The sequence below is a fragment of the Kitasatospora sp. NPDC101155 genome (genome assembly GCF_044768305.1).
Lineage (GTDB): Bacteria > Actinomycetota > Actinomycetes > Streptomycetales > Streptomycetaceae > Kitasatospora.
In genome coordinates, this window is record NZ_JBIWPN010000004.1 from 278,580 (window position 1) to 292,189 (window position 13,610).

14 protein-coding genes are annotated in these 13,610 nt (G+C 74.1%); 8 read left to right on the forward strand and 6 right to left on the reverse strand.

What is annotated here, in order from left to right; genetic code table 11:
• Nucleotides 1-14 precede the first annotated feature (14 nt).
• The 3 genes from ACIRYZ_RS07980 (at nucleotide 15) to ACIRYZ_RS07990 (ending at nucleotide 2,262) form a co-directional block, all read left to right on the forward strand.
• Nucleotides 15-530, forward strand: coding sequence for a GNAT family N-acetyltransferase (locus ACIRYZ_RS07980; RefSeq protein ID WP_402941074.1), 516 nt, complete (start codon nucleotides 15-17; stop codon nucleotides 528-530).
• Nucleotides 531-559: 29 nt separating this feature from the next.
• A complete protein-coding gene (locus ACIRYZ_RS07985) occupies nucleotides 560-1,633 on the forward strand; it encodes a serine hydrolase domain-containing protein (protein WP_402941077.1) in 1,074 nt (357 codons plus the stop codon).
• Between the two features lie 128 nt (nucleotides 1,634-1,761).
• On the forward strand, nucleotides 1,762-2,262 hold the full coding sequence (locus ACIRYZ_RS07990) for an NUDIX domain-containing protein (RefSeq protein WP_402941079.1): 501 nt from the start codon (nucleotides 1,762-1,764) through the stop codon (nucleotides 2,260-2,262).
• Nucleotides 2,263-2,269: 7 nt separating this feature from the next.
• Here the strand turns inward: ACIRYZ_RS07990 and ACIRYZ_RS07995 are convergent, their stop codons facing one another.
• The 3 genes from ACIRYZ_RS07995 to ACIRYZ_RS08005 form a co-directional block, all read right to left on the reverse strand.
• A complete protein-coding gene (locus ACIRYZ_RS07995; protein WP_402941081.1) occupies nucleotides 2,270-2,926 on the reverse strand; it encodes a vitamin K epoxide reductase family protein in 657 nt (218 codons plus the stop codon).
• 84 nt (nucleotides 2,927-3,010) lie between these two features.
• Nucleotides 3,011-3,826 (reverse strand): DsbA family protein, encoded by an 816-nt coding sequence (locus ACIRYZ_RS08000; RefSeq protein WP_402941083.1) that lies wholly within the window; start codon nucleotides 3,824-3,826, stop codon nucleotides 3,011-3,013.
• A 145-nt stretch (nucleotides 3,827-3,971) separates the two neighbouring features.
• Nucleotides 3,972-4,646 carry a hypothetical protein gene (locus ACIRYZ_RS08005; protein ID WP_393028595.1) on the reverse strand — a complete coding sequence of 225 codons (675 nt, stop codon included), beginning with the start codon at nucleotides 4,644-4,646 and terminating at the stop codon, nucleotides 3,972-3,974.
• A 159-nt stretch (nucleotides 4,647-4,805) separates the two neighbouring features.
• Here ACIRYZ_RS08005 and ACIRYZ_RS08010 point away from each other — a divergent pair, with 159 nt between their 5' ends.
• Nucleotides 4,806-5,684, forward strand: coding sequence for a CHAD domain-containing protein (locus ACIRYZ_RS08010; RefSeq protein ID WP_402941086.1), 879 nt, complete (start codon nucleotides 4,806-4,808; stop codon nucleotides 5,682-5,684).
• 47 nt (nucleotides 5,685-5,731) lie between these two features.
• Here ACIRYZ_RS08010 and ACIRYZ_RS08015 read toward each other — a convergent pair whose 3' ends face one another.
• On the reverse strand, nucleotides 5,732-6,505 hold the full coding sequence (locus ACIRYZ_RS08015) for a uracil-DNA glycosylase (RefSeq protein WP_402941089.1): 774 nt from the start codon (nucleotides 6,503-6,505) through the stop codon (nucleotides 5,732-5,734).
• 163 nt (nucleotides 6,506-6,668) lie between these two features.
• On the opposite strand from ACIRYZ_RS08015, the gene ACIRYZ_RS08020 reads away from it, so the two are divergent.
• Both ACIRYZ_RS08020 and ACIRYZ_RS08025 read left to right on the forward strand, forming a co-directional pair.
• Nucleotides 6,669-7,679 (forward strand): slipin family protein, encoded by a 1,011-nt coding sequence (locus tag ACIRYZ_RS08020; protein ID WP_402941092.1) that lies wholly within the window; start codon nucleotides 6,669-6,671, stop codon nucleotides 7,677-7,679.
• 76 nt (nucleotides 7,680-7,755) lie between these two features.
• The gene (locus ACIRYZ_RS08025; RefSeq protein WP_402941095.1) at nucleotides 7,756-8,208 is read left to right on the forward strand and encodes a CBS domain-containing protein; all 453 of its coding nucleotides are present in this window, start codon (nucleotides 7,756-7,758) and stop codon (nucleotides 8,206-8,208) included.
• A gap of 672 nt (nucleotides 8,209-8,880) precedes the next feature.
• Here ACIRYZ_RS08025 and ACIRYZ_RS08030 read toward each other — a convergent pair.
• Nucleotides 8,881-9,501 carry a TetR/AcrR family transcriptional regulator gene (locus ACIRYZ_RS08030; protein WP_402941098.1) on the reverse strand — a complete coding sequence of 207 codons (621 nt, stop codon included), beginning with the start codon at nucleotides 9,499-9,501 and terminating at the stop codon, nucleotides 8,881-8,883.
• A 72-nt stretch (nucleotides 9,502-9,573) separates the two neighbouring features.
• On the opposite strand from ACIRYZ_RS08030, the gene ACIRYZ_RS08035 reads away from it, so the two are divergent.
• Together ACIRYZ_RS08035 and ACIRYZ_RS08040 are read left to right on the forward strand one after the other, a co-directional pair.
• Nucleotides 9,574-10,080: a DUF1453 domain-containing protein gene (locus ACIRYZ_RS08035; protein WP_402941100.1), complete on the forward strand. Its 507-nt coding sequence runs from the start codon at nucleotides 9,574-9,576 to the stop codon at nucleotides 10,078-10,080.
• A gap of 48 nt (nucleotides 10,081-10,128) precedes the next feature.
• Nucleotides 10,129-10,722, forward strand: a complete 594-nt coding sequence (locus tag ACIRYZ_RS08040; protein ID WP_402941103.1) for a hypothetical protein — start codon at nucleotides 10,129-10,131, stop codon at nucleotides 10,720-10,722.
• On the opposite strand, the gene ACIRYZ_RS08045 is transcribed toward ACIRYZ_RS08040, so the two are convergent.
• Entirely contained in the window at nucleotides 10,640-13,519 is a 2,880-nt protein-coding gene (locus ACIRYZ_RS08045; protein WP_402941106.1) for an FAD-binding and (Fe-S)-binding domain-containing protein, read from the reverse strand. The two genes, ACIRYZ_RS08040 and ACIRYZ_RS08045, sit on opposite strands and share 83 nt — an antisense overlap.
• Nucleotides 13,520-13,610: the final 91 nt, after the last annotated feature.

Genomic DNA, 13,610 nt, shown 5'->3' on the forward strand with positions numbered 1-13,610 from the left:
TAGGCTTTCCAACCATGGAGAGCACCGCCACCAAGGACACCGGCACCGTCGAGTTCCGCGTCACCGGTTACGCCCACCCCGACGCCCAGGCCCTGTCGGCGGAGGTCCAGCAGGAGTACGTCCGCCGCTATGGCGAGCCGGACGACACCGTGATGCACCCCGAGGACTTCGAGGCGCCGGCCGGACTGTTCATGATCGCCTACCTGGACGGCCGCCCGGTCGCCTGCGGCGGCTGGCGGGCCAAGCAGGCCGGGCCGGACGGGCTGCGCGACGGCGACGCCGAGCTGAAGCGGATGTTCGTGATACCCGACGCCCGCGGCCGCGGCCTGGCCCGGGCGGTGCTGCGCCGCCTGGAGCGGACCGCCGTCGAGGCCTCGCGCACCCGCTTCATCCTGGAGACCGGCACCGAGCAGCCCGAGGCCATCGCGCTGTACGAGTCCGAGGGCTACGTCGCGATCCGGAAGTTCGGCATCTACAAGGACCACCCGCTGAGCGTCTGCCTCGGCAAGGAGCTCGTCGAGGCGGTCTGAGCGGCCGCCGCGCCGGGTAGACACCCGTGGTGAGCCACCGACCCCCCGAAGCCGAACGACTCCCCGCCCTGGCCGAGCCCGGCGGGGAGTTGGACCGACTGCTCCGGGACGGCGTGCGCACCGTGGGCGCGGGCGCCGTCTGGGCCGTCGGTGACGCCGGCGGCACGCTCGGCGGCGGCAGCCACGGCGTGCTCGGGCAAGGCCCGTACGCGGGGCTCGTGCCCGGGCCGGACACGCTGTACGACCTCGCCAGCCTCACCAAGATCGTCGCGCTCTGGCCCTGCGCGGGCGTGCTGCGGCAGTCCGGTCGGCTGCCACTGGACGAACCGCTCGGCCGCTGGTGGCAGCCCGCCGCGGGGCACCCGTCCGGAGCCGTGACGGTGCGTCAACTCCTCGCGCACACCGCCGGAATGCTCCCGCGCACCCGCTTCGAGCGGCGCTACGGGCGGGACCTCGCGGCGATCCGGACCGGGGTGATCGCCGCCCCGCTGCACCGTGAACCGGGCGCCGCCGTCGAGTACACCGACCGCGCCGCCGTGCTGCTCACCTACCTGGTCGAGGACCTTGGCAGTGCGCCGCTGGACCGACTCGCCGCGCGCTGGGTCTGGCGGCCGCTGGGCATGGCCGACACCCGGTACGGCCCGCTCGACACCGCGGCGACCGCCCGTACCGCGCCCACCGAGTACGAGGAGTCGGTCGGCGCCCATCTGCGCGGTGTGGTGCACGACCCCTCCGCCCGGCTGCTCGGCGGGGTCTCCGGCAACGCCGGGGCCTTCTCCACCGCCCGCGACCTCGCCCGCTTCCTCACCGCCCTGCTCGCCCCGCCGCCCCAACTGCCCTGGGGCGAACCGTGGATCACCGAATCACTGCGCGAGCAGACCGGCGGCCTCGCCCCCGCCCGCGGGCTGTCCTGGCTGTACGCCCCCGGCACCGAACCCGCCGAGGGCACCTTCGTCCACTACGGCTTCACCGGCACCGGCATCTGGGTCTCCCGTCGGCTCGGCCGCTGGGCGCTGCTGCTCACCAACAAGGTGCACTACGACCGGACCACCCAGCCGCTCACCGACCTGCGCAACGCCTTCCGGCGCGCGGTGTTCGGTTAGGCCCCGGGGCCCGGGACCCAGGAGACGGGCCCTGGCACCCGATCGGGTGGATTAGGTGCGAACCGCCTTTGGCGCGGCGGTGATCGGGCACGGTGGCGGCGACAGGAGCACCCGGCGGAGGAGGCGCGATGACGGAGACCTGGGCCCTCTCGGAGGAGGAGTGGCTCGCCGGGATAGTGCGCGCCTACATCGGGTGCAGCGTGCTGCTCACCGACGAGCAGGGCAAGGTCCTGCTGCTGCAGGCCAGTTACCGCGATCAGTGGCAGTTCCCCGGCGGCGGGATGGACCCGGGGGAGGCACCCGCCGAGTGCGCCGCGCGGGAACTGCTGGAGGAGACGGGGCTGGTGGCGGGCGAACTGCGGCTGCTGGTGGTGGAGTGGCGCGAGGCGATCCCCGACCAGGGCCGACACGCCCACCCGGCCGTGCACTTCATGTTCGACGGCGGCACGGTCGAGGCGAATGCGGCGGTCCGCCTCCAGGTCGAGGAGATCGCCGACCACGGCTACTTCACCCCCGCCCGGGCCGTCGCCCTGCTGCACCCCTGCGCGGCGCGCCGGCTCACCGGGGCCCTGGAGGCCCGGCGGACCGGCGTCGCCGCACTGCTGCACTCGGCGGGGTACGTGGGGTGAGCGGGTCTCAGACCAGGGTGCTCCAGTAGTACCAGAACCGGTTGAGGACCAGCAGCGCGATCACCGCCGCCCACAGCACCGGCAGCGCCCAGTGGTAGCGTGCCGCCTCCCGGACGACCGCCCGCATCCTCGGCCCGACCGGGATCACGCCCGTCCGCAGGTTGTGCAGGGTGGTGTACCAGAACAGCGCCACCACCGTCGCCCACACCACCATGCAGTACGGGCACAGCGCGCCGATGTCGTACAGCGCCTGGACGATCAGCCAGTGTGTGAACACGACGCCCAGCACCGTCCCGCCTTGCAGGCCCAGCCAGAACCAGCGCCGGTACGCGGCACCGGCCAGCAGCCCCGCGCCGATCGCCGCCAGCGCGCCGAAGGCCGCCAGGCCGAGCAGCGGGTTGGGGAAGCCGAACACCGAGGCCTGCTCGGTGCGCATCACCGAACCGCAGCTGATCACCGGGTTGATGTTGCAGCTGGGGACGTAGGAGGGGTTCTCCAGGATGCGGAGCTTGTCGAAGGTCAGGACGGCCGAGGCGGCCAGCCCGATCAGCCCGCTGAGGAACAGCAGGATCGCGAAGGCCCGGCTCGCGCCGATCGCGGCTCGGCCGGCGTCGGCGGCGTCGGGGGCGGGCTGGGACAGGTGAACGGTGGTCGCGGCGGTCATGGAAGCACTCCGGTGGCTGGCTCGGAAGGGCCGGCCCGGCCGGGAGTTCGGCCGGGCCGGTGGTGCCGTGCGGTGCGGGCCGGCCTACTGGAGGCCGGCGGCCTGCTTGACCTGCGCGGTGAACTGCTCCGGAGTCGCGGCGGAGTTGCCGGCGAACACGTTGATCGGCTTGCCGTCCACCTTGACCGTCGGAGTGCCCGTCACCCCGCTGTCGTTGAACGCGTCGGCGACCTTCGCCGCCCACGGCGCGTAGGTCTTGTCGGTGACGGCCTTCACGAAGGCGTCCGTCTTCAGCCCGGGCACCTGGCCGGCCAGGTCGAGGAGGTGGTTGACGTCGCCGAAGGCGTCGCTGCGCTCGTCCGGCTGGTTGGCGTACAGCACGTCGTGGAACGCCTTGAACTTGTCCACGCCCTCGTTGAGCGCGGCGCCGGCCGCCGCCAGCGCGGTGCGCGAGCCCTTGCCGCCGAGGTTCTTGTCGAGGAAGGCGGCCAGGTGGAACTCCACCTTGATCTGGCCCTCCTGGGTGATCTCCTTGACGGTCTGGCCGTTCGCCGCCTCGAAGTGCTTGCAGACCGGGCAGCGGAAGTCCTCGTACACCTCCATGGTGTGCGGGGCGTCGGCCTTGCCGTAGGTGATCACCGTGCCGTCCGGGCCGGAGGCGTTGGCCGGGACGACCAGCGGGGCGGCGGAGGAGGCCGCGGAGGCCTTGTCGTCCTTCTTCGAGCCCGTGTTGATCGCGAGCGCGACACCGCCCGCGAGGGCGAGGACGACGACGGCGGAGACGGTCACGACGATCCGCTGACGGCGCTTGGCCGCCTGCTGCTCGCGGCGCTGCGCCTCCTGGATCCGCTCACGGGCGCTGATGCGCTTGGCCTGCTGCTTGGTCGGGGACTGAGCCACGGGAAAGTCAACTCCTGTACGCGGCGCGCGGGTGCGCGCGGGGAGCCGCACACGCGGGTGCGGCGGGGTCGGTGAACGCGGGAGTCGTGCGCACTGCCTGCGGGCGTACGGGATGTACGGGACGGAACCCCGGTACGTGACCGGGTCAGCAGGCAGGCGCGAAGGAGGGCGGACCACGCCGGGGCGCCGGGCTCAGCACCACGTCCTCGCGGCGCGGCCGCTCACGGTCCGACACCGGCAGCGGCACCCGCAGCACCGGGCGCGCCGGGGCGGGGAGCAGCAGGACGACCAGCGCCCGCAGCGGACGGGTCAGCGACTGGCGCAGCGCGCGCAGCGCCCGGGCCAGGCCCGACAGCGCTGCGTCGCCCAGCCGCAGCCAGGCCGAGGCGGCCAGCGCGATCGCCAGGTGCACCACCAGGAGCAGCAGCTGGGTCGCGGCGGGCGCCAACTGCCCGGCGTGGCCCAGCGGGCCGCCCAGCAGCGAACCGTCCATCGAACCGCCGCCGCAGACCAGCAGGTTCACCCCGCGCGCGGACACGTGCTCGGACAGGACCGGCCCACAGCCGGTCTGGCCCAGGTTGAAGGTGGTGTTGAGCAGCAGCTCGACCGGCACCATCACAGCGGAGATGTGCAGCAGCCGCCGCTCCCCGCCGGCCAGCGCGGCCACGACCAGGAAGACGACGACGCTCGCCGTGGCCACCAGCGACAGCGGCAGCGGGCGGCCGGTGATGACCACCTGGCCCAACGCGGCCATCGGCACGGCGAGCGCGGTGAACACCGCGGCCCGCAGGGCCCTGGTCGCATGGGTGGAGGTCGTCACGCTCGGGAGTATGCCATGGCACTGACGCCCGGCACGAGGGCGCATGGTCGTTCGCGCTCGCATGACGTCCCCTCAGCGGCCCGAGCGGGGTCGACAGCGGTCGGCGCGCGACTAGCCTGGAAGGCGTTCCCGGCGACCCCGACGAGGGGGTGGACGCACATGGCGAGGCCCGAAACCACGGTGGGACAGGTGCTGCTCGACCGCATCGAGGCCCAGGCCGTGGTGCTGGCCGGTCTGGACGAGGCCGTCCGGGCGGACGAGCCCGACGCGGTCCACCGGATGCGGGTCGCCTGCCGGCGGCTGCGCAGCGCCCTGCGGACCTTCCGTCGGCTCCTCGCCCCCGGCACCACCGACGGTGTCGTCGCCGACCTGCGCTGGCTGGGCGCCGCCCTGGGCCGCGCCCGGGACCGCGAGGTGCTCGCCGAGCGGCTGGCCACTCAGGCCCGCGAGCTGCCGGCCGAGTGCGGACCGGAGCGGGTCGCGGGCGCGCTGGAGCGGTGGGGCGAGGCCGAGTACCGCCGGGTCCGGCCCGAGGTGGTCGCGGCCCTGGACAGCCCCCGTCGCCGCGCTCTGGCCGAGGCCCTGACCACCCTGCTCGCCGACCCGCCACTGCGGCGGCGTGCGGCCCGTCCGGCCGTCCCCGAGCTGTCCCGGGTCGCGGCCCGTGAGCAGCGCCGCACGGCCGAGCGGGTCCACGCCGCCCTCACCGCCGACCCGGAGGACCGCGACCGGGCGCTGCACGAGGCCCGCAAGTGCGCCAAACGGGCCCGCTACGCCGGCGAGACCGCCGCCGCGGCGGTCGGCCCGGCGGCCGAGCTGTACGCGGAGCGGATGAAGGCCGTCCAGGAGGTCCTGGGCGAGCACCAGGACGCGGTGGTCGCCGCCGCGGCCCTCGCCGCCCAGCCGGACGCGGGTGGCGAGCCCTTCGGTTACGGCGCCCTGTACGCCCGCCAGCTCGCGGCGGCGGAGGCCGCGCGCGGCCGGCTGGCGGAGGTGTGGGCGCCGGCGGGGGAGCGGAAGCTGGCGCGGTTCGGGTAGGGCCCGTCCCCCGGGTGCGGCCGGTCCGGCCGCGGTGTCGGGACGGGCTACCGGGGGCTGAGCCCCGCCGAGCGGGCGGCGTCGCGGAGCAGCTCGCGGAGAATCGTCGTGGTCAGGCGGCCGGTGTTGGTGTTGCGCGGGCTCACGTGGTAGCAGCCGTAGAGCCGCAGGTCGGGGCCGCCGTCACGGGCGGGGAGGGTGACCCGCGCGGCGTGGCCGAAGGCCGGGCGGGGGCGGGGGACCTGCCAGCCGGCGTCGGCGATCGCCGGGAGCACGGCCTGCCAGGCGAAGCCGCCGAGGGCGACGACGGTTCGTACGGTGGGGCGCAGCAGTTGCAGTTCGCGGGTGATCCAGGGACGGCAGGTGTCGCGTTCGGCGGTGCTGGGCTTGTTGTCGGGCGGGGCGCAGCGGACCGGGTCGGTGATCCGCACGCCGTACAGTTCCAGGCCGTCGCCGTAGCGGACGGACTCGGGGCGGTTGGCGAGCCCGAGGTCGTAGAGGGCGGCGTAGAGGAGGTCGCCGGAGGGGTCGCCGGTGAAGATCCGGCCGGTGCGGTTGGCGCCGTGGGCGGCGGGGGCGAGGCCGACCAGGACGAGCGGGGCGTCGGGCGGGCCGAAGCCGGGGACGGGGCGGGCCCAGTAGTCCCAGTCCTGGTAGGCGCGGCGCTTGGTGCGGGCGGTCTCCTCGCGCCAGTCGACCAGGCGGGGGCAGGCCCGGCAGCCGGTGACGACGCGGTCCAGCGCGGTGAGTCCGGCGGCCCGGGCGGCGGCCTCGGCGGGGTGGCGGGGGTGGCCGGGGTCGTCGGCGGGGGACTGCGGCATGGCCCGATCCTAGGGTCTGCGCTCCGAGGGTCCGCAGGACGTCGCGTTCCGGCGTCAGCCGGGCAGGCGTAGCGTGGAATCAGTTGCTCCGGTGGCCCCCGGCCGGGCCGGGTCGGCGGTGGCCGGACGCGCCGGTGTGCGCGGAGGCCGCGAGGAGGCCGTGATGATCGTCGATGCGGTGCTGGGGACACTCGGGGGGCTGGCCGGGCTGGGGGCGCTGTGGGCGGCCATGAGCATCCGGGTGGTCCAGCAGTGGCAGAAGGGCGTGGTGTTCCGCTTCGGGCGGGTGCGCGAGGAGGTCCGCCGGCCGGGGCTGGTCGCGCTGATGCCGATCGCGGACCGGCTGCGCCGGGTGAACGTGCAGATCGTGACGATGCCGATCCCGGCGCAGGAGGGCATCACCCGGGACAACGTGACCGTGCGGGTGGACGCGGTGGTCTACTTCCGGGTGCTGGACCCGGTGAAGGCGACGGTCAACGTGCAGGACTACAACTTCGCGATCTCCCAGGTCGCGCAGACCTCGCTGCGGTCGATCATCGGCAAGAGCGAGCTGGACGACCTGCTGGCCAACCGCGAACCGATCAACCAGGGGCTGGAGTTGATGATCGACAGCCCGGCGCTGGGCTGGGGCATCCAGATCGACCGGGTGGAGATCAAGGACGTCGCGCTGCCGGAGTCGATGAAGCGCTCGATCGCGCGCCAGGCGGAGGCCGAGCGTGAGCGGCGGGCCCGGATCATCACGGCGGACGGCGAGTACCAGGCCTCGGCCCGGCTGTCGGAGGCGGCCGCGGTGATGAGCGCGACCCCGGCGGCCCTGCAACTGCGGCTGCTGCAGACCGTGGTGGAGGTGGCGGCGGAGAAGAACTCGACGCTGGTGCTGCCGTTCCCGGTGGAGCTGCTGCGGTTCCTGGACAGCGCGACGGAGTCCCAGCAGCGCGATCTGCTGGCGGCCGCGGCGGTCGCCGCCGCCGCGAAGTCCGCGGAGCAGGCGGTGGAGAGCGGCGAGGTCCCCGAGGCGGAGCTCGGCCGCGAACCGGCCACGCACGAACTCCCGCCGCTGGAGGAGCTGTTGTCCCACTCGCCGCTGGAGAGCACGGACCTGGAGCGCGGACGCGCGGAGGCGGACGGTCAGGCCGGGGCACAGGAGCGCACGGAGTCGGAGGCGGCGTCCTGACGGGTGCCCGGTGGCGTGCGCCATCGGCCCGGACCACGATGGACGAGAGGGAGCAAGCCAGGTCAGGAGGCGGACCATGACCAGAGCCAGCGACATCATGCACCCGGGCGCGGAGTGCATCCGCGAGCACGAGACGCTCGCGGCGGCCGCCCGGATCATGCGGGAACGGCATGTGGGCGCACTGCCCATCTGCGGGGAGAACGACAAGCTGCTGGGCATCGTGACCGACCGCGACATCGTTCTGCGCTGCGTCGCGGAGGGGCGTGACCCGGCGCAGGTGACGGCGGGCGACCTGGCGCTGGGGCGGCCGATGACGGTGGAGGCGGACGAGGACTGCGAGCAGGTGCTGCGCGTGATGGAGCAGTACCAGGTCCGCCGGCTGCCGGTGATCAACCACCCGGAGCACAAGCTGGTCGGCATGATCAGCGAGGCGGACATCGCGCGCGGGCTGCCGCAGGCGCGGCTGGCGGAGTTCGTGGCTGCGGTGTGCGCGGAGGAGCCGCCCAGGAAGGAGGCGTTGCAGGCCTGACCCGGCTGACCGGAGACTCGACCGGCCCCGGTGGGGCGTCGGTGATCGCGAAGTGCGTAAGCCCAAGATCTATCCCGCAAGCCGTGTCGGCCTCAGGGAGGAGATCTGCGGCGGGATCGGTCTCGACCACGAACGATGCCCAGTACCTACCCGCCGGGTCCTTGATCACCGTCACCGACGATGGCTCGGACGGCAGCCGCCGGGACCACGTGACCTTCACGTCGCCGACCTTCGGCAGGCGCAGCCGGTCAGCGTCGGTGATCGACCAGCGGTCCGAGCGGGTGTAGCGGGCACTCTGCCGGTTGTCCCGGCGGGTCTTGAAACGGGGCGGCTCGATCTTCGGGCCGCCGCGCTTGCCCGTGATGCTGTCGAAGAAGTTCCGCCATGCCCGGTCCTGGTCGCGCAGGGACTGCTGCAGCACACCCACCGGCGCGCCGGACAGCCACTCACGCTCAGGCGCCTTCTTCGCCGGATCGGTCGGCGGCGCACCGATCAGCGTCCTGCGTCAATATGTCGAGCAGCAGAACCGGCCTGGCTGACCGGGATGGACGGCGGTCCGCCTTGACGGCGAAACGCCACTTCCCGTCCTACTCCGCAGACAACGGGCTTCACCCCCGAGCTGAAGCCCGAGGCTCCCGCCGCTTTCCTGGTGGCAAGACCGTTGGCGTGCTGTCAGGCAGCGGCCAGGGTGTCCAGGTGGCGGCGGAGCACCGTGCACAGTTCGTCCGGCCCGACCAGGTCGGGGTGCTGGACGGCCTGCAGGGTGAGGCCGTCCAGCAGGGCGGAGAGGCGGCGGGTCTCGATGCCGAGGTCGAGGCCGGGGGCCAGGCCGCCGGCGCGTTCGATCTCGACCAGGACGTGCCGGACCAGCGCGTCCAGGCCGGTCTGCAACTCGGCGGCGCGGGGCCGCAGTTCGGGCCGGGTGCGGGCGGCTGTGACGAACGAGAGCCAGAGGGCGGACTCCTCCCGGCGCTCGGCGTCCAGCGGGAGGGTTTCGGCGAGCAGCCGCACGGTCTGTTCGCGCCGGTCGGTGCCGGGAGGCTGATCCGGGTCGAGCAGGGTGCGGGCGCGGGTGCGGATGCGGGCGTCGATCCGGCGGGCCAGCTCCTGCATCGCGAAGATCATCAGCTCGGAGCTGCCGGCGAAGTAGTGCCGCACCGAGCCGATCGCGAGTCCCGCCTCGTCGGCGACGTTGCGCAGCGAGGCGTGCTCCAGGCCCTCCCTGGCCGCGACGCGCAGGACGGCGTCCGCGACGGCCTGGCGGCGTTCCACGGGGTCGACGATCTTCGGCATGTTGCCGTTATAGCACGGGCGAGCTAAATTGCTGATTTAGCACGGTCGAGCTATAAAAATCGGGGAGCGGGAATGAGCAACTGGGTGCACGTGGGGCTGATCGCCGCGGTGGTCGTCGTGGTCGTGATCCGGCGGCTGCGCGGCGAACCGCTGAACGCCCGCGACCTCTTCGGGTCGCCGGTGGTGCTCACCGGCCTCGGCCTGTGGGCGCTGTCGCAGCACCGCGGCCTCGGGGTGGGGGGCTACGTCTGGGTGGGCGTGGGCGCCGTGCTCGGCACCGCGTTCGGGGCGGTCCGCGGCGCCACCATCCGGGTCTACGAACGCGAGGGGGTGCTGTGGCAGCGCTACACCGGCTGGACCTTCCTGATGGCGGCGGTCTCGCTGGCGGTGATGACGGGCTTCGCGATGCTCGCCGAGCACAACGGCCTGGCCGCGGACGCCCGGCCGGTGCAGCTGTCGATCGGCGTCGGCTTCCTGGGGGAGGCGCTGGTGGTGGGCCATCGGGCGCTTTCCTCCGGGGCTCCGTTCGCGCCCGAGCGCAAGGACTCGGGCTCGTCGCCCGATTCGGGTCGATCCTGACGGTAACTTTGGTTGCCGAAAGGGTTGTCGGTAACTACAGTTGTCATCATGACTGCCGTGGAGATTGCCCCAGAGGAGCAGGCGGAGCTGGCCAAGGCCCTCCTCGACGCGCTCAACCCCCTTGCCGCCGCCGTGCGGTTCCGGGCCACCGGGCTGCCCGAGGAGCGGATGTGGAACGCCGACCCGGCCGAAGTCGCCCTCTCCGTCCTGTCCGCCTGGAAGCTGGTGGACGCCGAGGTCAAACGGCTCACCGCGATCGCGGCCGCCACCGCCGGCTCCTACGGCGCCAGTTACGAACAGCTCGGCGCCGCCTGGGGCATCACCCGGCAGGGCGCCCGGAAGAAGTGGCCCGAGGCCGTCAGTCGCCCGGCGGCCCGGCCGGGCTCGCTCGAACTGTTCGGCGGTACCGCCGAGTTGCTACGGGACGAGGTCGCTGAGGGCTGGCGCTGGACGGCGGTCGGTGCCGACGGGACGAGCGGCGGGGCGGCCACCGGCTACCCGACCCGGGAGGAGGCCGCGGCACACGCCGGGGCCTTCCTCGCCGAGCACGCCCAGCCACTCACAGGGCCCGGGCGATCAGCTCCGCCAGGTGCAGCGCCCGCCGGCCGTCGGCGAGTTGGGAGATCTGGGTGCGGCAGCTGAAGCCGTCCGCCAGTACCACCGTCTCCGGCCCGGCCGCCCGGACCTCCGGCAGTAGGACCCGCTCGGCGATCGCCTCGGACACCTCGAAGTGCCCGCTCTCGAAACCGAAGTTGCCCGCCAGTCCGCAGCAGCCGGAGTCCAACACCCGGTTGTGCAGGCCGAGTCGGGCCTCGACCCGGCGGTCCGCGGCGCTGCCGAGCACCGCGTGCTGGTGACAGTGGGTCTGGGTGACGGCGTCCAGCGGGATCCGGGGGAGCGGGGCGTCGGGGGCGTACTCGTCGATGAACTCGGCGAAGGTGCGGGTGCGTTCGGCGAGCGGGCGGCCGTCCGCGCCGAGCAGCCGGGGCAGGTCCTCGCGCAGGGTGGCGGTGCAGCTGGGGTCCAGGCCGACCACGTGGGTGTCGGCCGGGAGCCCGGCCTCCGCCAGCGTGCGCAGGCTGCGCCGCAACACCCGTCGGGCGGTGCCGAGTTGGCCGGTGGAGTACCAGGTGAGGCCGCAGCAGACCGGACCGTCGGGCAGCCGGACGTCGAAGCCCAGGTGCTCCAGCACCTCGACGGCCGAGCGCAGCACGTTCGGCTGCAGGTGGTTCGAGAAGGTGTCCGGCCACAGCAGCACCGGCCGGGCGCCCGTCGGGGCCGGGTGGGCGGCGCGGTGCCGCCGGTACCAGCGGGTGAAGGTCTCCGGCGGGAAGACCGGCAGCACCCGGCGCCGGTCGATCCCGCCGAGCCGCTTGAGCAGGGCGCCGGCCGGGGAGCGGACCAGCGAGTTCGCCGCCGCGGGCGCGATCGCCACCGCCCGCAGCCACAGCGGCAGCCAGCCCATCGAGTAGTGCGCGAGCGGACGCGGCCGGTGCCGGTAGTGCTGGTACAGGAACTCCGTCTTGTAGGTCGCCATGTCGACGTGCACCGGGCAGTCGCTGGCGCAGCCCTTGCAGCTCAGACAGAGGTCCAGCGCCTCCCGGACCTCCGCCGAGCGCCAGCCGTCCGGGATCGCATCGCCGCGCAGCATCTCGGCGAGCAGGCGCGCCCGGCCCCGGGTGGAGTGCCGCTCCTCGCCGGTGGCCATGTAGCTCGGGCACATCACCCCGGTGGTCGGGTCCACGCACTTGGCGACGCCCACGCAGCGGTGCACCGCCTTGGCCAGGCTCCCGTCGTCCTGCTCGTACGACAGGGCCAGCGGCAGCGGGCGGCGCGGGCCGGTGACGAAGCGCAGGTCGGCGTCGAGCGGGCGCGGGTCCACCAGCGCGCCCGGGTTGAGCAGGTTCCCCGGATCCCAGATCCGCTTGAACTCGCCGAACAGGTCGATGACCTCGGGCGGATACATGCGCGGCAGCAACTCGGAGCGGGCCTGCCCGTCGCCGTGCTCACCGGAGAGCGAGCCGCCGTACGACACCACCAGATCGGCCGCCTGCTCCAGGAACTCCCGGAAGACCAGCACTCCTTGGGGCTCGTCCAGCGGGAAGTCGATCCGCAGGTGCACGCAGCCGTCGCCGAAGTGTCCGTACGGGACGCCGCGCAGGCTGTGCCGGCGCAGCAGGGCACGAAGGTCCCGCAGGTAGTCGCCGAGCCGCTCGGGCGGGACGGCGGAGTCCTCCCAGCCGGGCCAGGCCTCGCCGCCCCCCGGCAGCCGGGTGACGATCCCGGCGCCCGCCTCCCGGACCGCCCACAGCTGGCGCTGCTCCACCGGGTCGGTGACCAGCGCGACGGTGGCGGAGGGCTCGCGGCGCACCGCGTCGGCGAGCCGGCGGGCGGCCTGGTAGGCCTCCAGCGCCGTGGCGCCGCCGGTCTCCAGGAACAGCCAGCACTCGCCCGCGGGCAGCCGGTCCAGCGCGGGCGGACGCGGGCCGGCGGCGAGCAGTGCGGCGATCAGGTCGGCCGCCATGCCCTCGGCGGTCAGCGGACCGAGCGGCAGCAGCGCCGGGACGGCGTCGGCGGCGGCGCCCTCGTCGGGGTAGCCGGCCACCACCAGGGCGCGCGCCGGTGGGTCCTCGACCAGACGGACGGTGGCGCCGAGCAGCAGTGCGCAGGTGCCCTCGGTGCCGGTCAGCGCCCGGGCCAGGTCGTGGCCCTGCTCGGGCAGCAGCGCGTCCAGCGGGTATCCGGAGGTGCGGCGCGGCAGTTGGGGCATGCCCTGCCGGATGGTGGCCAGGTTGCGGTCGGTGAACTCCTGGAGCAGCCGGTGCAGTTGACCGGCCCGCCCGGGTGCGGAGCGCAGCGCTGTCCGCTCGGCGGCGGTGAGCCGGCCGCCGACGGTCAGCTCGGTGCCGTCCGCGAGCAGCAGCTCCAGCCGCTCCACGTTGTCCGCGGTGCGCCCCCAGGCGAGCGAGTGGGAGCCGCAGGAGTCGTTGCCGATCATGCCGCCGATCGTGCAGCGGCTGTGGGTGGACGGGTCCGGGCCGAAGCGCAGTCCGTACGGCTTGGCGGCGCGCTGGAGGTCGTCCAGCACGGTGCCGGGCTGAACGCGCGCGGTGCGGGACTGCGGGTCGATCTCCAGCACCGAGCCGAGGTGGCGGCGGAAGTCCAGTACCACCGCGCCCGGGCCGATCGCCTGCCCGCCGATGCTCGTCCCGGCCCCGCGCGGCACCACCGGTACCCGGTACTCGCGGCACAGCGCCAGCGTCGTGCGCACGTCGTCCAGGTCGGCGGGCTTGACCACGCCGAGCGGCAGCTGCCGGTAGTTGGAGGCGTCGTGGCTGTAGACGGTCCGCTCGGCGGCGCCGAAGCGGACCTCCCCGCGCAGCACGGCGGCCAGCTCACGGGCCAGCGCGGCCCCAGGGGCGGCGGACGGACGGCTCACCAGGGACCTCCCGGGCGGGTGCGGCAGCGGCTCCGCCGATGATCGCAGCCGGGGCGCCGTACGGGTACCGGGCGCGACGGGGGTACCGCCG